25 protein-coding genes are annotated in these 19,147 nt (G+C 35.8%); 18 read left to right on the forward strand and 7 right to left on the reverse strand.

What is annotated here, in order from left to right; all coding sequences use genetic code 11:
- The first annotated feature begins 108 nt into the window (after positions 1–108).
- From ACK3CR_RS14175 to ACK3CR_RS14185, 3 genes are all read left to right on the forward strand, one after another.
- A complete protein-coding gene (locus ACK3CR_RS14175) occupies positions 109–816 on the forward strand; it encodes a poly-gamma-glutamate hydrolase family protein (protein WP_488975601.1) in 708 nt (235 codons plus the stop codon).
- A gap of 234 nt (positions 817–1,050) precedes the next feature.
- Complete coding sequence (cspD, locus tag ACK3CR_RS14180) at positions 1,051–1,248, forward strand: cold-shock protein CspD (protein ID WP_019393414.1); 198 nt, start codon at positions 1,051–1,053, stop codon at positions 1,246–1,248.
- Positions 1,249–1,375: 127 nt separating this feature from the next.
- Positions 1,376–2,050: a YjbE family putative metal transport protein gene (locus ACK3CR_RS14185; RefSeq protein WP_488975602.1), complete on the forward strand. Its 675-nt coding sequence runs from the start codon at positions 1,376–1,378 to the stop codon at positions 2,048–2,050.
- Positions 2,051–2,085: 35 nt separating this feature from the next.
- Here the strand turns inward: ACK3CR_RS14185 and ACK3CR_RS14190 are convergent, their stop codons facing one another.
- Both ACK3CR_RS14190 and ACK3CR_RS14195 read right to left on the reverse strand, forming a co-directional pair.
- Complete coding sequence (locus tag ACK3CR_RS14190; protein WP_019393416.1) at positions 2,086–3,702, reverse strand: ABC-F family ATP-binding cassette domain-containing protein; 1,617 nt, start codon at positions 3,700–3,702, stop codon at positions 2,086–2,088.
- A gap of 353 nt (positions 3,703–4,055) precedes the next feature.
- Positions 4,056–5,291 (reverse strand): Bcr/CflA family efflux MFS transporter, encoded by a 1,236-nt coding sequence (locus tag ACK3CR_RS14195; protein WP_488975603.1) that lies wholly within the window; start codon positions 5,289–5,291, stop codon positions 4,056–4,058.
- Between the two features lie 240 nt (positions 5,292–5,531).
- Here ACK3CR_RS14195 and rpsN point away from each other — a divergent pair, with 240 nt between their 5' ends.
- The 3 genes from rpsN (at position 5,532) to ACK3CR_RS14210 (ending at position 7,198) form a co-directional block, all read left to right on the forward strand.
- The gene (gene rpsN, locus ACK3CR_RS14200) at positions 5,532–5,801 is read left to right on the forward strand and encodes a 30S ribosomal protein S14 (RefSeq protein WP_040058093.1); all 270 of its coding nucleotides are present in this window, start codon (positions 5,532–5,534) and stop codon (positions 5,799–5,801) included.
- 103 nt (positions 5,802–5,904) lie between these two features.
- Positions 5,905–6,645 carry an SDR family oxidoreductase gene (locus tag ACK3CR_RS14205; protein ID WP_488975605.1) on the forward strand — a complete coding sequence of 247 codons (741 nt, stop codon included), beginning with the start codon at positions 5,905–5,907 and terminating at the stop codon, positions 6,643–6,645.
- A 79-nt stretch (positions 6,646–6,724) separates the two neighbouring features.
- The gene (locus ACK3CR_RS14210) at positions 6,725–7,198 is read left to right on the forward strand and encodes a DUF1643 domain-containing protein (RefSeq protein WP_243512866.1); all 474 of its coding nucleotides are present in this window, start codon (positions 6,725–6,727) and stop codon (positions 7,196–7,198) included.
- Positions 7,199–7,225: 27 nt separating this feature from the next.
- Here ACK3CR_RS14210 and ACK3CR_RS14215 read toward each other — a convergent pair whose 3' ends face one another.
- Positions 7,226–8,083, reverse strand: a complete 858-nt coding sequence (locus ACK3CR_RS14215; RefSeq protein ID WP_172460228.1) for a LysR family transcriptional regulator — start codon at positions 8,081–8,083, stop codon at positions 7,226–7,228.
- A 245-nt stretch (positions 8,084–8,328) separates the two neighbouring features.
- Positions 8,329–8,835 (reverse strand): DinB family protein, encoded by a 507-nt coding sequence (locus ACK3CR_RS14220; RefSeq protein WP_410914807.1) that lies wholly within the window; start codon positions 8,833–8,835, stop codon positions 8,329–8,331.
- A 259-nt stretch (positions 8,836–9,094) separates the two neighbouring features.
- On the opposite strand from ACK3CR_RS14220, the gene ACK3CR_RS14225 reads away from it, so the two are divergent.
- The 4 genes from ACK3CR_RS14225 to ACK3CR_RS14240 are packed head-to-tail and all read left to right on the forward strand — an operon-like array spanning position 9,095 to position 11,166.
- Complete coding sequence (locus ACK3CR_RS14225) at positions 9,095–9,400, forward strand: antibiotic biosynthesis monooxygenase family protein (RefSeq protein ID WP_488975607.1); 306 nt, start codon at positions 9,095–9,097, stop codon at positions 9,398–9,400.
- Positions 9,397–9,747 (forward strand): hypothetical protein, encoded by a 351-nt coding sequence (locus tag ACK3CR_RS14230; RefSeq protein WP_480380827.1) that lies wholly within the window; start codon positions 9,397–9,399, stop codon positions 9,745–9,747. Before ACK3CR_RS14225 ends, ACK3CR_RS14230 begins: the two co-directional genes overlap by 4 nt.
- A gap of 11 nt (positions 9,748–9,758) precedes the next feature.
- Entirely contained in the window at positions 9,759–10,421 is a 663-nt protein-coding gene (locus tag ACK3CR_RS14235; RefSeq protein ID WP_488975608.1) for a cobalamin B12-binding domain-containing protein, read from the forward strand.
- Positions 10,411–11,166: an STAS domain-containing protein gene (locus ACK3CR_RS14240; protein WP_488975609.1), complete on the forward strand. Its 756-nt coding sequence runs from the start codon at positions 10,411–10,413 to the stop codon at positions 11,164–11,166. Before ACK3CR_RS14235 ends, ACK3CR_RS14240 begins: the two co-directional genes overlap by 11 nt.
- Positions 11,167–11,187: 21 nt before the next feature.
- Here ACK3CR_RS14240 and ACK3CR_RS14245 read toward each other — a convergent pair whose 3' ends face one another.
- The gene (locus tag ACK3CR_RS14245; RefSeq protein ID WP_488975610.1) at positions 11,188–11,388 is read right to left on the reverse strand and encodes a hypothetical protein; all 201 of its coding nucleotides are present in this window, start codon (positions 11,386–11,388) and stop codon (positions 11,188–11,190) included.
- A 178-nt stretch (positions 11,389–11,566) separates the two neighbouring features.
- Between ACK3CR_RS14245 and ACK3CR_RS14250 the strand changes: the two genes are divergently transcribed.
- The 3 genes from ACK3CR_RS14250 (at position 11,567) to ACK3CR_RS14260 (ending at position 14,021) form a co-directional block, all read left to right on the forward strand.
- Positions 11,567–11,743, forward strand: a complete 177-nt coding sequence (locus tag ACK3CR_RS14250) for a hypothetical protein (RefSeq protein ID WP_243512864.1) — start codon at positions 11,567–11,569, stop codon at positions 11,741–11,743.
- 185 nt (positions 11,744–11,928) lie between these two features.
- Positions 11,929–12,798: an ABC transporter ATP-binding protein gene (locus ACK3CR_RS14255; RefSeq protein ID WP_243512855.1), complete on the forward strand. Its 870-nt coding sequence runs from the start codon at positions 11,929–11,931 to the stop codon at positions 12,796–12,798.
- Positions 12,798–14,021 carry an ABC transporter permease gene (locus ACK3CR_RS14260; protein WP_243512846.1) on the forward strand — a complete coding sequence of 408 codons (1,224 nt, stop codon included), beginning with the start codon at positions 12,798–12,800 and terminating at the stop codon, positions 14,019–14,021. The genes ACK3CR_RS14255 and ACK3CR_RS14260 overlap by 1 nt, the downstream gene beginning before the upstream one ends.
- Before the next feature lie 54 nt (positions 14,022–14,075).
- Here the strand turns inward: ACK3CR_RS14260 and ACK3CR_RS14265 are convergent, their stop codons facing one another.
- Positions 14,076–14,528: an Rrf2 family transcriptional regulator gene (locus ACK3CR_RS14265; protein WP_243512837.1), complete on the reverse strand. Its 453-nt coding sequence runs from the start codon at positions 14,526–14,528 to the stop codon at positions 14,076–14,078.
- 180 nt (positions 14,529–14,708) lie between these two features.
- On the opposite strand from ACK3CR_RS14265, the gene ACK3CR_RS14270 reads away from it, so the two are divergent.
- Positions 14,709–15,347: an NAD(P)-dependent oxidoreductase gene (locus tag ACK3CR_RS14270; protein WP_488975611.1), complete on the forward strand. Its 639-nt coding sequence runs from the start codon at positions 14,709–14,711 to the stop codon at positions 15,345–15,347.
- An 80-nt stretch (positions 15,348–15,427) separates the two neighbouring features.
- Here the strand turns inward: ACK3CR_RS14270 and ACK3CR_RS14275 are convergent, their stop codons facing one another.
- On the reverse strand, positions 15,428–16,705 hold the full coding sequence (locus ACK3CR_RS14275) for a cytochrome P450 family protein (protein ID WP_488975612.1): 1,278 nt from the start codon (positions 16,703–16,705) through the stop codon (positions 15,428–15,430).
- A 243-nt stretch (positions 16,706–16,948) separates the two neighbouring features.
- Here ACK3CR_RS14275 and ACK3CR_RS14280 point away from each other — a divergent pair, with 243 nt between their 5' ends.
- The 4 genes from ACK3CR_RS14280 (at position 16,949) to ACK3CR_RS14295 (ending at position 19,100) form a co-directional block, all read left to right on the forward strand.
- On the forward strand, positions 16,949–17,860 hold the full coding sequence (locus ACK3CR_RS14280; protein ID WP_410915326.1) for a TetR/AcrR family transcriptional regulator: 912 nt from the start codon (positions 16,949–16,951) through the stop codon (positions 17,858–17,860).
- An 88-nt stretch (positions 17,861–17,948) separates the two neighbouring features.
- Positions 17,949–18,314: a nuclear transport factor 2 family protein gene (locus ACK3CR_RS14285; protein ID WP_243512829.1), complete on the forward strand. Its 366-nt coding sequence runs from the start codon at positions 17,949–17,951 to the stop codon at positions 18,312–18,314.
- Between the two features lie 94 nt (positions 18,315–18,408).
- Positions 18,409–18,735 (forward strand): antibiotic biosynthesis monooxygenase family protein, encoded by a 327-nt coding sequence (locus ACK3CR_RS14290; protein WP_410915325.1) that lies wholly within the window; start codon positions 18,409–18,411, stop codon positions 18,733–18,735.
- Positions 18,736–18,926: 191 nt separating this feature from the next.
- Complete coding sequence (locus ACK3CR_RS14295) at positions 18,927–19,100, forward strand: putative immunity protein (RefSeq protein ID WP_410915324.1); 174 nt, start codon at positions 18,927–18,929, stop codon at positions 19,098–19,100.
- Positions 19,101–19,147 lie beyond the last annotated feature (47 nt).

A 19,147-nucleotide genomic window follows, 5' to 3' on the forward strand; every position in this document is an offset into this window, starting at 1 on the left:
TATATTAAAGAATATGGACGAAAAGATCTAAAAGCTAAACATTACTTTCTACCTACCGATAAACAAAATGTCATATTCCTATTTTGTTTTTAGAGGAGAGAAAATCTTATGTTGATCATGCTTATTGTAAATCTTTTTGTTTCGCTTTTTCATCCTATTGAACTGAATTCCGGAACAAAAGCCATCTCTCAAAACTCAGAAGGGTATGAGAGCTATGAGCAGTTAAAAGAGGTAGAGAAAGAAGGAGTTGATTACCGCATTCGCTACGAAAACAGAGATACAAGTATTGCTGTTTTTGCGATTCACGGTGGGAGAATTGAAATTGGGACATCAGAAGTTGTTGAAGGTTTAGCCTCAAGAGGTAACTATTCTTACTATATGTTTGAAGGAATTAAATCACAAGATAACGGAATTCTTCATATTACATCAGTGAAATTTGATGAGCCTATCGCAAGAACACTTGCAAGGCATTCTCAAACAATGATTTCTTTACACGGCTTTTCAAGTGAGGAAAAAATTATATATGTGGGAGGAAGGAATGAGCTATATAAATACGAAATAAAGAAAGCGCTTACTAAACGAGGGTTCCGTACTGAAGAACCTAGAGCAGATCTAAGAGGAGAAGAACCTAAAAATATCGTAAATGATACGCTATTAAAACAAGGTGTTCAGCTTGAGATTTCTTCTTCTGTCAGACGTTCTTTTTTTGAAAATAACGATTGGTCGAGAGGAAATATTGAAAATAAAAGTACTGTTTATTATAAATTCATTGATGCATTAGAAGAAGCATCCTCTGAATATAAGAGGAACCTTTAAAAGGATTAATTGTATTTTAATTCCATATAAAACGCTTTCTTAAGAGAAAATTTGTGAAAAACTATTGCAACATGTTTAAAAACCTGATACATTAAAGATAATTATTTTTGTTCGCTATATGTATGGATAGAATAAACATTTCGAAAAAAGTTTTTGTCTTGAAGTATTATATGTGGCAAGGGCAAGAATAGTAATATATTTGTACACATATGTTGTGCAGTAGGAGGAAATAACATGTTACAAGGTAAAGTAAAATGGTTTAATGCAGAAAAAGGTTTCGGTTTCATCGAAGTTGAAGGTCAAGACGATGTATTCGTTCACTTCTCTGCTATTCAAGGCGAAGGCTTCAAAACTTTAGAAGAAGGTCAAGAAGTTTCTTTCGAAATCGTTGAAGGTAACCGTGGACCACAAGCAGCTAACGTTCAAAAGTAAGCTGTTTTAATGATATAAAAGCTGTCGAGAAATTTTCTCGGCAGCTTTTTCATGTTTTAAAGGGGATAAACTTTCTTGGCTGTTCATATAGTAGATAAAAAGCGGACAGGCAGGAGCTGAAAAGCGGTTGGAAACTTTGTTAACACTCGTTGAGATTGTGTTTATAAACCTTATTTTAAGCGGGGATAATGCTCTTATTATTGGAATGGCAAGCCGCCATTTATCAGACATGCAGCGGCGCAAAGTGTTTATTTACGGAACGTGCGGAATTAGTATCATTTACGTTGTTTTAGCAAGCTTGACAAGCGTACTCCTTCATTTCCCTTTTGTGAAGTTAGTAGGGGGGATTCTACTTATTGTTACAGCTGTGAAATTGTTAACATCAGCAGAACAGGTGGACGATGGAGAAGATAAAAAAAGTAAGACAGTCAGAAAAGCACTTTTTGTGATTTTGCTTTCTAACGTTGTTATTGGGTTAGATAACGTATTGTCCATTACAATGCTTGCAAAAGGTAATTTTCCTCTTATGATTGGATCTATTATGATTAGCATTGTTTTTCTTGTGTGGGGAAGCACTCACATTGCTCAGCTTATGGGAAGCTATCCATTACTCATTACAGCAGGATCTCTTATTTTAACGTACAGTGCAACAATGATGATGGTAAGTGATCCTTTCTTGGTTACCTTTTTTATTCAGCTGCCGTTCTTAAAAACAATGCTTCCGACCATTTTTACCATTAGTGTGCTTTGTTTTAATATCTTGTATGTGTTGAAGAAGAAGTTTATTTACTTTCGTACATAAAAAAGCTTGTAGCACTGTGCTACAAGCTTTTTTATTTATTGCTGTTGAGCTAATTTCTTTTGTACATCAGGATCTGCTAAATATTCATCATATGTCATTTCTTTATCAACAAGACCGTTTGGCGTTAATTCAATAATGCGGTTTGCAATTGTTTGAATAAACTGATGGTCATGTGAAGCGAAAATAAGCGATCCTTTGAAGTTAATAAGTCCGTTATTTAATGATGTAATAGATTCAAGGTCTAAGTGGTTTGTTGGTTCATCAAGCAGTAGAACGTTCGCATTGCTTAGCATCATTTTAGAAAGCATACAGCGAACTTTTTCTCCTCCTGAAAGAACGCTAGCTTTCTTCATCGCTTCTTCACCAGAGAAGAGCATACGACCTAAGAATCCACGTAGGAATGTTTCTGTTTGGTCATCTGGTGAGTATTGACGAAGCCAGTCAACAAGCGTTAAATCATTTCCTTCAAAATAAGGCGCATTGTCTTTTGGGAAGTAAGATTGAGAAGTTGTAATTCCCCATTTGAACGTTCCTTCATCAGCTTCCATTTCACCTGTTAGAATTTTGAAAAGCGTTGTTTTAGCAAGTTCATTATGACCAACAAGCGCAATTTTATCGTCTTTGTTCATAATAAAGCTTACGTTGTTTAACACTTTCACACCATCAATTGTTTTAGATAGACCTTCTACACGTAAAAGGTCATTTCCGATTTCACGTTCTGGTGTAAATTGAACGTAAGGATAACGGCGAGAAGATGGCTGAATGTCATCAAGCGTAATTTTCTCAAGCATTTTCTTACGAGATGTTGCTTGTTTCGATTTCGATGCATTAGCGCTAAAACGAGCAACGAAATTTTGAAGCTCTTTAATTTTTTCTTCTTTTTTCTTATTTGCTTCTTGCGTTAATTTTGCTGCAAGCTGACTTGATTCATACCAGAAGTCGTAGTTTCCAACATAGATTTGAATTTTTGCAAAGTCAAGATCTGCGATATGTGTACAAACTTGGTTTAAGAAGTGACGGTCATGGGAAACAACGATAACGGTATTTTCAAAGTTAATAAGAAAGTCTTCAAGCCATTGAATAGCCTTAATGTCAAGATGGTTTGTAGGCTCATCAAGAAGAAGAACGTCAGGTTTGCCAAATAGAGCTTGAGCTAATAATACTTTTACTTTTTCAGCTCCTGTAAGGTCTTCCATTTTTTTTGTATGGAGATCTTCAGAAATGCCAAGTCCTTTTAAAAGGATTGCTGCTTCTGATTCTGCTTCCCAACCGTTAAGCTCAGCAAATTCCCCTTCAAGTTCAGCTGCTTTAATGCCGTCTTCATCAGAGAAGTCTTCTTTCATATAAATAGCGTCTTTTTCTTTCATAATTTGATACAGACGCTCATGTCCCATAATAACAACTTGAAGAACTTCATGTTCTTCATATTCAAAGTGGTTCTGCTTAAGAACAGCTAAGCGTTCACCTGGATTCATATGAACATCGCCAGTTTGGGCTTCAAGTTCACCAGATAAAATCTTTAAGAAAGTAGATTTTCCAGCTCCGTTTGCCCCAATTAGCCCGTAGCAGTTTCCTGGCGTAAATTTAATCGTAACATCTTCAAATAACTTGCGATCACCAAAGCGCAAGCCAATATTATTTACTGATAACATAGGATTCCTCCAATTTTAATCTCTACTATGCACAAAGGAAGTATAGCACAAGAAAGGGCATTGAAGCTAGTAGCATTGAACGATAAGAAGGGAATGTATGAAGGAAGAAAAGAAAGGTACCTCATTTTTTTCTCTTTTAAGCATTATTGCACAGAATAAGAAGGAGATGAGGAAACATTTTATAGGAGGTTAAATGAGTTGAAAGAACGATTAATCTTTCAAGAGAAAAGGAAAAATCAACAATTTTAATATCTGGTGTTAGTAAATAAGAAACGAAAAACAATATTTTTAATTAAACTATGTTCTAAAAGAATAATAAAAATATAAAAGCTGGGCAATTCACCCAGCTTTTATTAGCTTGTAACAGAATGTTTGGCTATTTTCTCTTCTAAACGTTCACCCTTACGTGCAATTTGGAAAAATGAAAAGAGCGCAATGATAGTAGAAGTGAAAATAATTGCTCCCATTGGGATTGCAGTACTTTCATCAAGACCAACGAGCGGAGCAACGCAAGCTCCAATAAATAAAGGCATCATCCCTAGAAGGGCACTAGCACTTCCTGCGCGATGTCCTTGTTTATTAATAGCAAGTGAAAAGGATGTTGTCGTAATCATTCCCATTGTAATCATATACACAAAGATAGACCCAACAATCATAAATAACGGACCTTTTATAATGGTCATAATTAGTAGTATGGTTGTTGCGACAGATGCAATAAGTAAAGCAGTGCGAAGAATAGTTTGTTCACGAATCTTTCCGGCGCAGCGTCCAACAATAAATGTTCCCGTAATAATGGCTATACCATTCACCCCAAAAAGTAAACTAAACGTTTGTGGAGAAACGTTATAAATGCCTTGATATACAAAAGGAGTTCCTGATACATAAGCAAAGCTTCCTCCGTGAGCAAAACCAAGCGTTAAAGCATATCCGATGAACGAACGTTCTCTTGATAAACTTCCAAACGTTTGGAAAGTTTTCTTTAGTGATGTTTTTGTGCGTTTTTCAACAGGTAAACTTTCTTTTAATCTCCAAGATGTGAAGCTTACAATAATTAATCCAAGTAAACTTAAAAAGAAGAAAATAAAGTTCCAGTGAGCATTAGGGAGTAATAAAATAGCTCCACCTGCAACAGGAGCAAGCATTGGCGCCATTGCATTCATTACCATTAAAAGGGCAAAGAATTTTGTTAAATCAGGACCGCTAAATACGTCACGAACAATGGCACGAGACGCAACAATTCCACCTGCAGCTGTAAAACCTTGAAGAAAACGTCCAATGATTAACACAACAATGTTTGGAGCGAAGGCGCAAAGAAGAGAAGCTAAAATAAATAAGATAATAGAAACAACCATGGGTCTTTTACGCCCAAGCGCATCGCTAATTGGTCCAACAACGAGCTGTCCGACTGCAAGCCCGATCAGACAGGTTGTTAGGCTCAATTGAACAAGTGATGCATTTGTATCCAAGTCCTTTACAATGTCAGGAAAGCTTGGCAGATACATATCGATGTTAAGAGGGCCGAGTATTGCTAATAAGCTAAGTAAAGCCGCTAATGCAAAGCGTTCTTTACCTGTAGGATTTTGTGTCATTGCGTAAACAACCTTTCTAATAGACTATTAATTTGTTTTCCGCTAAAAAACAGATAATCCAATTCTACATGACAGATGCTTCACTGTCTAATGGATATGACCCATTTTGAAAACTAGAAATGATGTTTTATAGATGATACGAATAAGTTGATTTTTTGAAATGAATGAGTTAAACTAATGGAGTTAAATCGTAATGGTTACGTTTTATGTAGAGTATTTTATTTTTGAAAGGAGAATATCATGGCTAAAAAATCAAAAGTAGTAAAAGAACTAAAGCGTCAAGAAATGGTTGAAAAATACGCAGAGCTTCGCAAAGAACTAAAAGAAAAAGGGGATTATGAGGCTCTTAAGAAACTTCCTCGTGATTCTTCACCAACTCGTCTGAACAATCGCTGCCAAGTAACAGGAAGACCTCGCGGATACTTGCGCAAATTTAAAATGTCGCGTATTGCATTTAGAGAGCTTGCTTATAAAGGTCAGGTTCCTGGTGTTAAGAAATCAAGCTGGTAAAAGAGAGCGATTGAAGCTCTCTTTTATTTTAATTGAAAAATAGATTACGTTAAGATGATAAAGGGAAAGAAAAAGAAAAGAAATACATAGGAGGAATCAAAAGATGAATTTACAAGGAAAAGTAGCGATTATTACAGGCGCAAGCAGTGGTATTGGAGAAGCAATTGCTCTACAGCTTGCTGAACAAGGAGTTCAAGTTGTTTTATCCGCTCGTCGTGTAGAACGGTTAGAGAATTTAGCTCGTAAAATTGAAGAAAAAAGCAATGCTCTTGTTGTGCAAGCTGATGTAACGAAAAAAGAAGAAGTAGAAAATGTGGTGACCAAAGCTCAAGAAGCGTTTGGGCGAATTGACTTTCTCATTAATAACGCAGGGGTTATGTATCGTTCATTCTTAAAAAACGATCAGGTGGAAGAATGGGAGAAAATGATTGATGTGAATATTAAAGGTGTCCTATATGGGATTCATGCTGTGCTTCTGAAGTTGATTGCACAAGGAAGCGGTCATATTGTTAACGTTTCTTCTGTAGCAGGGCATGAAATATCACGGTCAAACGTTGTATACGGGGCAACAAAATATGCCGTACGGGCGCTATCAATGGGAATGGAGAAAGAACTAGCAAAAACAGGTGTACGCGTTACAAATGTTTCGCCAGGCATGGTTGAAACGGAACTATCAGGCCATACAACAGATGAAGAAGTATTAGAAATAAGTAGAAACCATCAAAGTACTGTCAATCCATTAGAACCAGGGGATATTGCAAGAGCCGTTTCTTTCGCTTTATCACAGCCGGAAAATGTGAATGTAAATGAAGTAACTGTTCGACCAATGCATCATAAACAATAATTACCTTCTCCTAGTCCAAGCGACTGGGAGTTTTTTTGTGGTAAACTGATTTCAAGAAAATGAGCAAAGGAGTTAGAGAATGATTACAGGCGCAAGCTTAGATGAAACAAGAGTGTACCGTTATTCCCTTTGGCGTATTTGGGACGAAACGAAGCCAAGGGTTGTCTTTATTATGCTTAATCCAAGCACAGAAGGAGAAACAAAAGATAATCCCACTGTTAGAAGATGTATTGCATTTGCAAAGGAATGGGGATATGGTTCTCTTGAAGTTGTCAACTTATTTTCCTATCGAGCAAGCACACCAGAAATGCTGAAAAAAGCAAAGGAACCTGTTGGGGCAAGTAACGAACAATTTTTGCTGCAAGCTGCTAATCGAGCAGAACGTATTGTTCTTGCATGGGGAATACATGGAGCTTTTTTGAAGCAAAATGAAAAAGTCCTAACCCTTTTAAAATCTTATCCTCTCTACGCGCTTGGGGTTACAAAAGAGCGTCATCCAAGACACCCGCTCTTCATGAGGAAGTCCGCTAAACCTTTCCTGTATAATTCATAGAAAAAAAGCACGAGAAATTCGTGCTTTTTAAGAGAGAAATTCAGCTTCAATTGACTTTGTAAAAGCATCAAATGCTTTTGTGATTAATCCGTCTTTTCGATAAATAAAAATGGTTTGGAAGGAAGAAGCAGAAAGCTCATGATAGTGAAGATATCCATCATTCCGATGATAGTCTGCAAGAGATTTAGTTAATACAGAGAACCCGAGTCCTGCTTTTACACAGCTAATAATTGCTTCTAACGTATTAAACTCCATCGTTCTTGCAGGTCTAATCCCATTTCCATTTAGCCATTCATGAATACGAGCGTGATGAACATAGTTTGGGCGAGTTAAAAGAGTTTGATGACTTGGATTTGTTTCATTAAAAGGTTCTTCACTGTTTGTAATGATAACGAGCTTTTCATTTAATACAGGAAGAGTTTCAACTTCAATATGATGCACAGGACCTACAACAAAAGAGCCGTCAAGTTCGTGAGAAAGAACGCTTTCAACTAAGTTTTCGGTTGAATCAACTTGCAGAGAAAGATGGACATCAGGATATTGCATGCTAAACGTTGTCAAAAGTGGGGGAAGGTGCACAAGAGCCGTTGTTTCATTAGCTCCAATTGTTAAATGACCTGCTGGACTGTCTTCTTCTTTTAATAACGTTTCCGTTTCTTCTACAAGCCGCAAAATTTCTTCTCCTTTTTTTAGAAGAAGTCTTCCTTTTGAAGTGAGCGTAATTCCTTTTGAGTGACGATAAAATAGTGTAGCTCCTAGAGACTGTTCTAATTTCTTCATCCGAGTGGTAATATTCGACTGAACGTAACAAAGCTTTTCAGCTGTTTTTGTGACGTTGCCTTCTTCAGCAAGTGTTTTAAAAATAAGTAAATCTTTAAATTCCATTTGTTGTTGGACTCCCATCAAAAAAAATGATGACTTTTGTTAATTTTAATCATTTTATTTTATTACATATTTATAATAAGATAAAGATGTCAAACAAAACAAGCAAAAAAGTCAAATTACAACTCTTTTTTACAATGTAACAAAGCGGTAGCAAGACTTTCCCTTATTTTGTTTAACCCTCTTTACTCTTGTAAAGAATTTCCCCTTATAGAAAAAGGCATTCACGGCGGTGAATGCCTTTTTCTTTATGCTCTTTTATACATTTGACGGAGTTTGTTGATATGTGCTTGATGATAACGATTATGATCCGCCATATGCCAAAGTCCCCATCTAATTGTTGCTTTTTCGCCTTTTTCATATGAAACAACCTTTGTTAAATTTTCATCTTTTAACGTAACACAAACTTCCTTTAATTTTTGGTGAACAGCGTCTAGTTGTTGAAGAAGAAAGGAGAGAGAAGATCCTTCAGCAGAGGGGAGATTCCCTTTTTTATCTAACTCAGGCCCGTACGCTTTCTCTAGCTCTGGAGGAACAAGAGTACCCTTCAATCTATACACCCACCTTAAATCAACATATGCAATATGTTTTAAAAGCTCTGCAATACTATTTTCATTATGCTCTTTTCCTTTAAAATGAATTTCAGCTTCGCTTGCATCTCCAACACTTTCTTTAAGACGGAGGACATTTTCTGAAACTGTGCTATAGAGGATGCCTGTAATAATATCCATATTAGGTGTTGATAAATCTTTCACTTTGCGTGCTCCTTTCTTTTATCAATTCTAGAGAGAGTTTTACCCATTCGACAAAAAAAGCAGGAATTTCATTTTTTTATTAGAAGATTATTATAATTTAAATTTCAAAAGGTGAGAACTTTTATAAAATACAACCTTCTTGTTATGTTCTATTCACCATTATGAGTAAAACCGACTATCGTTTTCAAAAGGGGATGGAGTTTGTTAAAATAATATGTATGCAGTTCTTTATTTAACTGAATAAAGGTGGGGAGAAAATATGTACACCGTTCACTCAGCAGTAGTAGTGCCAGAAGATAAAATAGATGAAGTTATTCATATCTATCAAAATCGTTCCAAATTAGTTGATAAGTTTGATGGGTTTGTTTCCTTCCAACTGTTACAAAATGAACAGCACCCAGCAGAATTGACAGTTGAAATATGTTGGGAATCTAAAGAAGATTACGTTCAATATATAACAAGCAAAGAGTATAAAAAAGTGCATGAACTTGAAAAAAACTATCCAGATCAAAACCTTGCTTCTATTCGCCCAAAAGTAAGCAGATATAGACAGGTAGCAACATGAATAGTGCTATAGCAAACAAGATCGTTGCGGAAGTTACAGAAGAGATTTATACTGAGTATCCAGAACTTCTTCAAAAATTTGGAGAAGTGGGCAAACAGAAATGCCTAGAGGACAATGAACATCATTTGAATCAGCTTCGCGCTGCCGTTCATCACGATAACGTGAAAATGTTTATTGACTACTCAGAATGGCTGGACGGTATTTTAACATCTCGAGGAATGAAAACGGATCATTTGATCGATAATTTTGAACGACTTATTAAACAGTTTAAAAAGCAGAAAAATGAAGAGTTACAAAAGCACATTTCCTTTTTGCAAAAGGCAATAGAAACGCTAGAAAATAAATGAGGTGATGTTTCTTGCCTGAAAAATATATTGAGCTTTCTTCATTGTTGCTAGCAGGAAATCAAGAAGAAGCATGGAAGCTTCTTTCTGATGAAAAGAATTCCGGGCAGGATAGCCTATACATTTATGAAGAGCTTGTAGCAAAAGCGATGGGACACATTGGATACTTGTGGGAAAAAAATGAAGTAACCGTTGCAGATGAGCACCTAGCTACGTCAACGTGTGAATTTATTTTAGCAAGATATCAGTGGGAAAAGCTTAGGGAACAAGAGGGTCCGCCTAAAAACCAAAAAGCCATGTTTTTATGTCTTCAGCATGAACAACATCATCTTGGCTTGAAAATGGCCTGTAATCTCTTTGAAGAAAGTGGCTGGGAAACTCGTTTTATGGGCCCAAATCTTCCGCTCGAGTATGCAACAACAGCAGCAAAAGAATGGAAACCAGATGTGATTTCCCTTTCATTTTCCATTATTTATCATGCAGAACAGCTAAGAGAATATATTAAAGAACTTGAAAATCTGCCAAATAGCCCAATCGTTATTGTCGGGGGACGGCTTATTTCACAGTATTCTTTTGCTTCGCATACGTCTGAGCGAACTGTACTTATCAGTAGTCTAGCAGAAACTCAGAATTGGATAAATAACTATCCACAAGGAGTGGAGACAAGTGTCAGTTAGTCAATATTTACCACATCCGTATTTCCATGTGAAGCATGATTTCACAATTTTATCTCAATCAGCACAAAGCAATGATGTTTTTCCACGTGCAGATAACTTTTTGGAACTTGTGGACTCGGGAAGTAAAAGTAAGGCATTGTCTATTCTAAGCGAGTTTAATAGAATGGCAGCATGTGAGCTTACAATGCGCACGCTTTATTCACCATATGCTCTCATGGATGTGTCCATTCATTGGCACGCTGGAGAAGGGCATCTGCTTTGTATTGAAAAAGATACACGCCTTACTGAATTAGAAAGTTTAGTCTCTCAGCACAGAGCTCGACTTGCTGAAACAAATATGGAGCTTTTAGATAAAAAAGAAGCACTTGAGCAAGCTCTAACAAAAGTGAAAAAGCTAAGCTCCCCGCTCATTGAAATTACGAAAAAAGAAGCGCTTGTGCCTCTTTTTGGTGATTTGGATAGCGAGCTTATCGAACATAATGAAACACTATTACTTACTAAGATTTTTGAGAAAGAGTATGATGTTATTCACTTTGATTTTAGCGGCGTTGGAGGGATTACAGACGACGGTGTGTCAAAGTTTGTTGAACTTCTTCACAAACTAGATTTGATGGGTGTTGTACCTAGTGTCGTAGCTATTAAGCCTAAGTATGCCATGTATTTAAACAAAACATCCATTAAGATGAACATTGAGTTCCAAAACAGTTTAAGTAAAGTGTTAAAAAGATTGAACTGTGCTACATAAACAAAAAAGCAGGAAGCATATTTAAAGCTTTCTGCTTTTTTGTTTATGGGAATTTTTCTTGGCTTTCTTTACCATTAAACCACCCATGATGGTGAAAAGAAGGGAAACAATCAAACCGTTTTTACTATGCTGTGTTGTAAGAAAGTAAAGGGCGGAGATAGCCATAATAATGGTGAAAAGAATTGACATAATAAGTTCGTTTTTCGAAGGCTTGTTTTTCATTATAAATCCGTCCTTTTTCTGTATAATCATTTGTCCTTACACTATTCTTTTCCCTATTTTATAGGAGGATGAAACATTAGCGAGAAAAGAACATTAAAAGGTGACTGGAAATAATGGTTATTATTGTGTGAAAAAGAAGGAAAAAGTTTGTTATCGTAGAATGAAGGAGGAGATATATGTGAAAGAAAAAGAACCTTTCAACGATGTTGAAGATCATGTAGATAAAGTAACAGGAAATCCATACAAAGGAAGTCATAAAAACACTCCAAAAAGCATTAAAATGATTGGGTACGTTATAATTGCCTTTTTTGTTGTATTATTTATAACAACGCTTATTGGTATCTTTTTAAATTAGTAAGAAAGCTAGGGAGAACTTATTACTTCTAGGAAAAAAAGGATAAAAAAATGGAAAAGGTTTGAAACCTTTTTAGAAGTTGTTCGTATAAAAAAGTAAAGGAAGGATAAATGAAAAGTTAGATTGCATGTTATTTAAAAAATAGCAAACTAAAAACATGTTAATTAAAAAAGAGAGGTGCAAACATGACGTTAGTAGTTGAAGGATTAAGCAAACGTTTTGGGTCTAATCAGGCAGTAAACAATCTTTCCTTTACATTACCACGCGGCGAGATTCTTGGTTTGCTTGGTCGTAATGGAGCAGGAAAAACAACGACATTAAAAATGATGCTTGATCTTATTCCGAAAAACGGGGGAAGCGTACTTTGGGAAGGAAAAAACTTTTCTAAACGGAACGTAACCTTTGGATATCTTCCAGAAGAACGAGGACTGTATCCAAAAGCAAAAGTGAGTGAGCAACTTCTGTATTTTGCAGAGCTTGAAGGCATGAAACGCAAGCAGGCAAAAGAAAAGATTAAAGAATGGCTCGAACGCTTTGAAATTTCTCATTATCATAACAGTACAGCAGGAGAGCTTTCAAAAGGAAATCAGCAAAAAGTTCAGATTATCGCAACCGTCCTACATAATCCAGATATTATCATTTTAGACGAACCATTTAGCGGTCTTGATCCTGTGAACGCTGATTTACTATCACGCATCATTCAAGAAGAAGTACATAAAGGTAAAACATTTATTTTATCTTCTCACCGGATGGATAAGGTTGAACAGTTTTGTCAGCATATTATTATGATGAAAGCTGGAAACCCAGTTGTGCAAGGAACAGTAAAAGAAATTAAAGAAAGTTATGGGTATCGTTATCTTCGTGTCTTGCCAGAGGTTGATCAACCTCTTTCTAGTGAGTGGGAAAAAAATGGTCTGTACTACGAACAAAAAGTGAAAAGCGATGACGAAGGATTAGAACTACTTCACACTTTAAAACAAAATGGTATTGCAATTCGAGAATTCACACTTCTTGAGCCAACCCTTCATGAAGTGTTTGTGGAGAAGGTGAGATAATGGGGAATTTCGGAAAAGTACTTGGGTTTCATTTAAAAGAGCAGTTTGGGAAAAAAGGTTTTTGGATCGGGATTATTATTCCTGCTATAGTGATAATTGGTTTTTTTGGGTTTACACATTTTAAAAGTGATGGAGAGAAAGACACGATTGCCATTGTAAATAAAGGTACAACATATCAAGTATCAGATAATGCAATGTTAGGGAGCTTAAAAGAAGATTACAAGTTTAAATTTTTAGAAGGTAATCAAGTTAGTAAAGCACAACAAGGTGTAAAAGATGGGGATTATGAAGCTCTTTATATTATTGAAGAACAATCAGGAAAGCCTGTTCTTGAACAGCGCTACGAATTTACACCACCAGCTTCAGTTACAACGGTGTTACAAGGCACTCTGCAACAGCAGTACAGTGCAAAGGTTTCAACTGAACAAGGCATTTCTGGCGATGTATTAAAAGAGCTACAAACGCCAATTACCATTAAAGACACGGTATTAGATTCAGATACAGATGATAAACCAACAGGGGTTGTCTGGGTATTTGTTTTCACAATGTATATGTTTATCCTTTTGTATGGAATAGGTATTGCAAATGGAATTGTTGGTGAAAAAAGCAGCCGCGTAATGGAAATTATGATTACAAAAGTAAAACCTATTACAATGATGTACGGAAAAATTATCTCCAATATGCTCATGGGTCTTGCGAATATTCTCGTTATCCTAGGTTCGTTCCTAATTGTTAAGTCACTGGGATGGGCAGATACTTTGGCCTTAGATTTTATTGATGTAAGTGGCTTTACTGTTTCGGTTACTCTTCTGTTTATCTTGTTCTTCTTAATTGGATTTATGTTAAATGGAATGATTTACGCAGCATTAGGGTCACTTGCATCTCGTTCAGAAGACATTGGAAACTTCACTTCTCCTTTGATGATGATTTCATTTGCAAACTTCTTTTTAGGAATGATGACAATGGGAGATCCGACGGCTAGTTATATTACAATTTGTTCATACATTCCTGTTCTTACACCAACCCTTATGTTTAGTCGCTATTTAATGGGAAGTGCAGCTGGATGGGAACTTGCTTTAGGAATTGTCATTATTATCGTCACAACACTTCTTATAAGTATTGTTGCGAACCGTTTATACAAACGAGGCGTTATGAAATATAGTGAGAAGATGTCTTGGAAGCAAGTATTTGGGATGATGAAAAAAGAAAGTATCAAAGGATAACATGTTCTAAAAAAAGCAGCAGGATAGCTTAGCTATCCTGCTGCTTTTTTATATTTAGCATGTTGTATTTGTGCTCTCTGTTTCGGTTTTTTGTTTAATATCCTTTACAACATCTTCAATGGTTACATTTCCGAGCGATTTTTCAAGTGCTAACTGTGCAGCTGTGAAGATCGGCATCACCGCTTCTTGAATGTTTTTTCCAACAGGGCATTCTGGGTTTGGATTTCCATGTACGTTAAATAGCTCATTTTCTTGTACAACGTTCACTGCTTTGTACACATCAAGAAGGGTAATAGCAGAAAGTTCTTTGGCAAGCTCTGCTCCAGCAACTCCGGGGCGAACGTTCACTAATCCTGCATTTTTTAACATTCCCATAATCTTACGAATGACAACAGAGTTTGTATTTACGCTTTTGGCAATCCATTCAGAGGAATTAACGTTTTCTTTGTTTAGTTCTAAAAGAGATAATATATGAATTCCGACAGAGAATCGGCTGCTTATAGACATATCAGTCACCTTCCTTGCACATATTCTAGCCATTTGATAGAAGTTACAAGCATTATTATACACGAAAAGAAGGAAAGGATAGAAGGGAGTGATTTTTCTATTGACAAAAAACGCACTTGTAATTATTATTGTTACATGTAATAAAAATAGTTACAAGTTAATTTTTTAGGAGGAATAAAGATGAAGATTGGTATTATCGGAGCAAGCGGTAAAGCAGGGAACTTAATTTTGAAAGAAGCTGTAAATCGAAATCATGAAGTAACAGCGATTGTAAGAAATGCAGGAAAGATAGAAAATAAAGAAGTAGATGTTCTAGAAAAAAATATTTTCGACTTAAAGAAAGAAGATCTTCAAAAATTTAATGTAGTAGTAAATGCTTTCAACGCACCGCATGGAGAAGAACAGCAGCATATTGAAGCAGGCCGAGTATTAATAGAAGCTCTAAAAGGAACAGATACAAGAGTAATTGTTGTTGGGGGAGCAGGCAGTCTTTATGTTGATAAGGAAGAAAAAACACGCTTATTTGACACTCCTGATTTTCCTGAAGCATATCTTCCAACAGCTACAAATATGGGGAAAAGCTTAGCGGAATTCAAAAAGACTGAAGATGTAAAATGGACTCACCTTAGTCCAGCTGCTTTTTTTGATCCAGCAGGAAAGAGAACTGGGGAGTATAAAACAGGTGGGGAGCAGCTTATCCTAAACAATAAAGGAGAAAGCTATATCAGCTATGAGGACTATGCCATTGCAGTTGTTGATGAAATTGAAATTTCAAAACATATAAAACAACGCTTTTCTGTTGTAGGAGAAGCTCAGTAAAAAAGAAAAAGCACCCTTTGTTAGCAAGGGTGCTTTTTTCATAAATCTCTAGCTAAAGTATTTTTCTGGCGCCATTTTGATTAAAAAGCAACAGGAAGGGAAGATAATCCTTGTGAACTTAAAGTGAACTCCCAGTTAACGTTCTCTCTAGGAACGCTGAGTCGTAGATTAGGCATGCGTTTTAAAAGAGTAGAAAATGCAACGTCTCCTTCTATACGAGCTAACGGTGCACCTAGGCATGAATGAATGCCATGTCCAAAAGCAAGATGTTGTTTAATTTCGCGTGTCACATCGAGATCTTCTGAATCTGCAAATATGAGTTCGTCTCGGTTTGCTGATTTTAATATTGGAATAACCATGTCTCCTTTAGTAATCTGCTGCCCCGCAAATTCAATATCTTCAGTAGCAAAGCGAGGTCCTGCTATTGTGGCAGGTCCGTTAAAACGAAGCAATTCCTCTACAGCTGAGGGAACTAAGTTAGCATCTTCCTTAAGTTTTTCAAGCTGATCTGGGCGATCTAGTAATATTAAAGTCCCATTTGCAATCAGGTTTGAAGTTGTCTCATGTCCCGCAAAAATTAATAGAGAAATCATTGAAAGAAGTTCTTCTATGCTAAGTTTATCTCCTTCTTCTTCAATGGCAATCAGCTGACTAATTAAGTCATCGCTAGGATGATGACGCTTGTCTTCGACAAGCTTTGCAATATATTCGCCGAAAGCTTTTATTTGTTCTGCAACTCCTGGTTCTTTTCTTCCTAGCCCTAAACCATGCGCAATGGCTGAAGACCATTTGTGAATTTTTCCTTGATCTGCTTGAGGTACGCCAAGCATGTCGGAAATCACGTTAATTGGTAACGGATAAGCGTAGTCTTTCACAATATCCATTTCACCTTTATCAATAACTTGATCAAGCAATTCATCAGCAATTTTCTGGACGCGAGGACGCAAGCTTTCCATATAACGTGGTGTAAAAGCTTTTGATACAAGTCTACGTAATCGTTTATGATCAGGATTGTCAACGGAAAGCATTGATTTTCCGGTTAAAAAGGTAGGAGGAGCAGAGGCATCACTGTTACCTTTCCGAATATCCACTTGGCCTTCAATTGTACTTTGATCCACAGTGAAGTGAGTATGATCTTTTAATAGCTGCATGGCTTCTTCCATACGTGTAACCATCCATGCTTGATGATTTGTGCCAGGTAGTGGAGATGGGATAGAGATAACAGGTCCTATTTCTCGAAGTTGTGCGAATAAAGGAAATGGATCTTCACCATTCTTGCCACTGAGTAAGCCTAATACTTCTTTTTCTGGTAAACGTTGATTTGAATTCTCCATCATAATCTTCCTTTCATAGAGCATCCTCTATCAGAGCTCCTTGTTTTTCTACATGCTTCTTTTGTAATCTCTTTATAAGGACACAAATTAAAAATTTTTAATTTTAATTATACCATTAGTTCAATTATATACTGGTAGTATAATTATTGTACTACAAGTATATAATTATTTTTATTCATTCATCAAGAGATAAGAAAAATTCTATAATGTAAAAGCTACATGAGATATATTAAATAGAAGAGAACGTATGTATAAAGGAGTCATAAGATGAACAAGAAACAACAAGACATTTTAGAAGAAGCACACAAGCTTTTTATAGAAAAAGGATATCTTGATACTTCCATCCAAGACATTCTAGAACGAAGTGGTATTTCAAAAGGAACATTTTATAAATACTTTTCATCTAAAAGTGAACTTTTATTATCATTGCTGTCTACTTTACAAGAATCAATGATTGTACAACGTGAAAAACTAGCGGATGAACATACCGATAGTGATTGTCACATGTTTGAGAAACAAATGATTTTTATGATGCATTTTATAGCGGAAAATAACATATCTAAGATTATTGAAACAACATTAGTCTTGAACGAAAGAAAGATTTTTCATTATATAGAAGAACTGAAAATCTCAACTTTAAATTGGATATATAAACGATTTCAACAAATCTTCCCAAAAGCAGACTATCCCCAATTGTTTGATGGAGCTGTGTTATTTGATGGGATGCTTAACAATGTTCTTAGAACAAATAAAATATTAAACACCTCATTAACAATTGAACATGCTGTTTGTTATTGCATGGAATATACTAGAGGAATAATGGAAAAAGGCATTGGGAATCAAGATCCCTTGTTTAATGAAGAGGTAATCGCTTCTTTATTTGAAGAGCGAAGAGACGAGCATTCTTCAACTGAATTTATTCGTGTAACCTCAGCGTTAAAACGTTTTGTGAAGAATAATGTTGCGGACGAAATGAAACAGAAAGAGTGTTTAGAATTTATTACATTTATTTATGATGAAGTATTACAGGATAACGCTTTACCTCGTAAATTTATCATTAACAGCTCTCTTTCCTCCTTAGAACAGATTGAGCCTGTTACAGGTAGTAGTGAGATAGAAGAATATAAGAGAGGATTAAATCGATTCATTGGAAATTCAGCAACTAGAGAGGAGAATTAGGAAACTTTATCATGATTTTGATTTCTCTCTTCATAGATGAAAATCTTGTTAATGTGTATCTCTTGTAAAAATGAAGGGAGAGTGTTCAATGACAGAGATAGAACTAAAAGAACATCTTTATGGTCTTGAAGAAAAATTGCTACAGTCAGACGTGCGTAAGTCTGTTGTAGAGTTAGAGGAGCTTTTAGCACATGACTTTGTGGAATTTGGAAGTTCAGGACGTGTTTTTAATAAAGAAATAACAATAGATAGCCTTCCTAATGAAGAGACTGTAGGTGAGATGACAATCACAGATTTTGAGATTAAGCTATTAGCACCCCATGTTGTTTTAACAACATTTAGATTACTTAAACGTGATTCTATGCAATATTCTTTACGTAGTTCTATTTGGAAGTTAACAGGCGAACAGTGGCAAATGATTTTTCATCAAGGCACTCCTACAAAAGCACTCTAAGCTCTGATTGGACATTATGAATCTTTTATGAATTTATTTTGTATAAATATATAGGATGCTTCATTATATTGAACTTTTCAAGGGGGAAAAATATATGATTGGCGCAGCTCGAAATATTGAACGACCTTATTATGCGGTAATTTTCACTTCACAGCGGACTGAAGGGGATAAAGGGTATGAAGTAATGTCAAACAAAATGGTCGAACTGGCTTCTAAGCAGAAAGGCTTCTTAGGAGTAGAAAGTGCTAGAGATCAAGAATTAGGAATTACAATCTCCTATTGGGATTCCCTAGAATCTATAAAAGCTTGGAAAGAAAACTCAGCACATAAGGTAGCGCAAGATAAAGGGAAAAGGGAATGGTACAAAAATTTTTCGTTTAGAGTTTGTAAAGTTGAAAGACATCGTTTTTTTGAGATGTAATGCTTCTATATAGATCTATCTATTGTATCTGCTTATGCCTACTATATTAAATACGATGAAGATAATGCCTATAATAGGGGACGTTTCAGTGGATGTTAATGAATACTTATTGAATAAGCATGAAGACGAGCAGAGAAGGAAAAATAAATTCTCTTACAGTAAACCTAAAATAAGGATTATGTTGATTCTCTGTGCACGCTTTTGCACAAGCTGTTGCAACAGAGCATATGAGAGAACATGCGCTTGTTAGTAGTGATGATGTAATTAAACTTATCAATACTTTACTTCATAATTCTCTAGAATCGGCAACAGAAGAAAGGGAAAGACAATTACGTATAATAGCTGATGTGTTTAATCATGATTGACTAAACACATCAGTAGATAAATGCTTTTTATTTATATATCCAAGTGT

It is taken from the genome of Priestia sp. TRM10, assembly GCF_057808375.1.

Bases quoted from the DNA above. Each gene is read 5' to 3' on its own strand.
- cspD (WP_019393414.1), top strand. From the start codon at position 1,051: ATGTTACAAGGTAAAGTAAAATGGTTTAATGCAGAAAAAGGTTTCGGT.
- ACK3CR_RS14225 (WP_488975607.1), top strand. From the start codon at position 9,095: ATGTACACCGTTCACTCAGCAGTAGTAGTGCCAGAAGATAAAATAGAT.
- ACK3CR_RS14265 (WP_243512837.1), bottom strand. From the start codon at position 14,528: ATGTCTATAAGCAGCCGATTCTCTGTCGGAATTCATATATTATCTCTT.
- ACK3CR_RS14195 (WP_488975603.1), bottom strand. From the start codon at position 5,291: ATGACACAAAATCCTACAGGTAAAGAACGCTTTGCATTAGCGGCTTTA.
- ACK3CR_RS14260 (WP_243512846.1), top strand. From the start codon at position 12,798: ATGGGGAATTTCGGAAAAGTACTTGGGTTTCATTTAAAAGAGCAGTTT.
- ACK3CR_RS14270 (WP_488975611.1), top strand. From the start codon at position 14,709: ATGAAGATTGGTATTATCGGAGCAAGCGGTAAAGCAGGGAACTTAATT.
- ACK3CR_RS14175 (WP_488975601.1), top strand. From the start codon at position 109: ATGTTGATCATGCTTATTGTAAATCTTTTTGTTTCGCTTTTTCATCCT.
- ACK3CR_RS14245 (WP_488975610.1), bottom strand. From the start codon at position 11,388: ATGAAAAACAAGCCTTCGAAAAACGAACTTATTATGTCAATTCTTTTC.
- ACK3CR_RS14190 (WP_019393416.1), bottom strand. From the start codon at position 3,702: ATGTTATCAGTAAATAATATTGGCTTGCGCTTTGGTGATCGCAAGTTA.
- ACK3CR_RS14230 (WP_480380827.1), top strand. From the start codon at position 9,397: ATGAATAGTGCTATAGCAAACAAGATCGTTGCGGAAGTTACAGAAGAG.
- ACK3CR_RS14215 (WP_172460228.1), bottom strand. From the start codon at position 8,083: ATGGAATTTAAAGATTTACTTATTTTTAAAACACTTGCTGAAGAAGGC.
- ACK3CR_RS14275 (WP_488975612.1), bottom strand. From the start codon at position 16,705: ATGCTCTATGAAAGGAAGATTATGATGGAGAATTCAAATCAACGTTTA.
- ACK3CR_RS14255 (WP_243512855.1), top strand. From the start codon at position 11,929: ATGACGTTAGTAGTTGAAGGATTAAGCAAACGTTTTGGGTCTAATCAG.
- ACK3CR_RS14205 (WP_488975605.1), top strand. From the start codon at position 5,905: ATGAATTTACAAGGAAAAGTAGCGATTATTACAGGCGCAAGCAGTGGT.
- ACK3CR_RS14280 (WP_410915326.1), top strand. From the start codon at position 16,949: ATGAACAAGAAACAACAAGACATTTTAGAAGAAGCACACAAGCTTTTT.
- ACK3CR_RS14210 (WP_243512866.1), top strand. From the start codon at position 6,725: ATGATTACAGGCGCAAGCTTAGATGAAACAAGAGTGTACCGTTATTCC.
- rpsN (WP_040058093.1), top strand. From the start codon at position 5,532: ATGGCTAAAAAATCAAAAGTAGTAAAAGAACTAAAGCGTCAAGAAATG.
- ACK3CR_RS14290 (WP_410915325.1), top strand. From the start codon at position 18,409: ATGATTGGCGCAGCTCGAAATATTGAACGACCTTATTATGCGGTAATT.
- ACK3CR_RS14285 (WP_243512829.1), top strand. From the start codon at position 17,949: ATGACAGAGATAGAACTAAAAGAACATCTTTATGGTCTTGAAGAAAAA.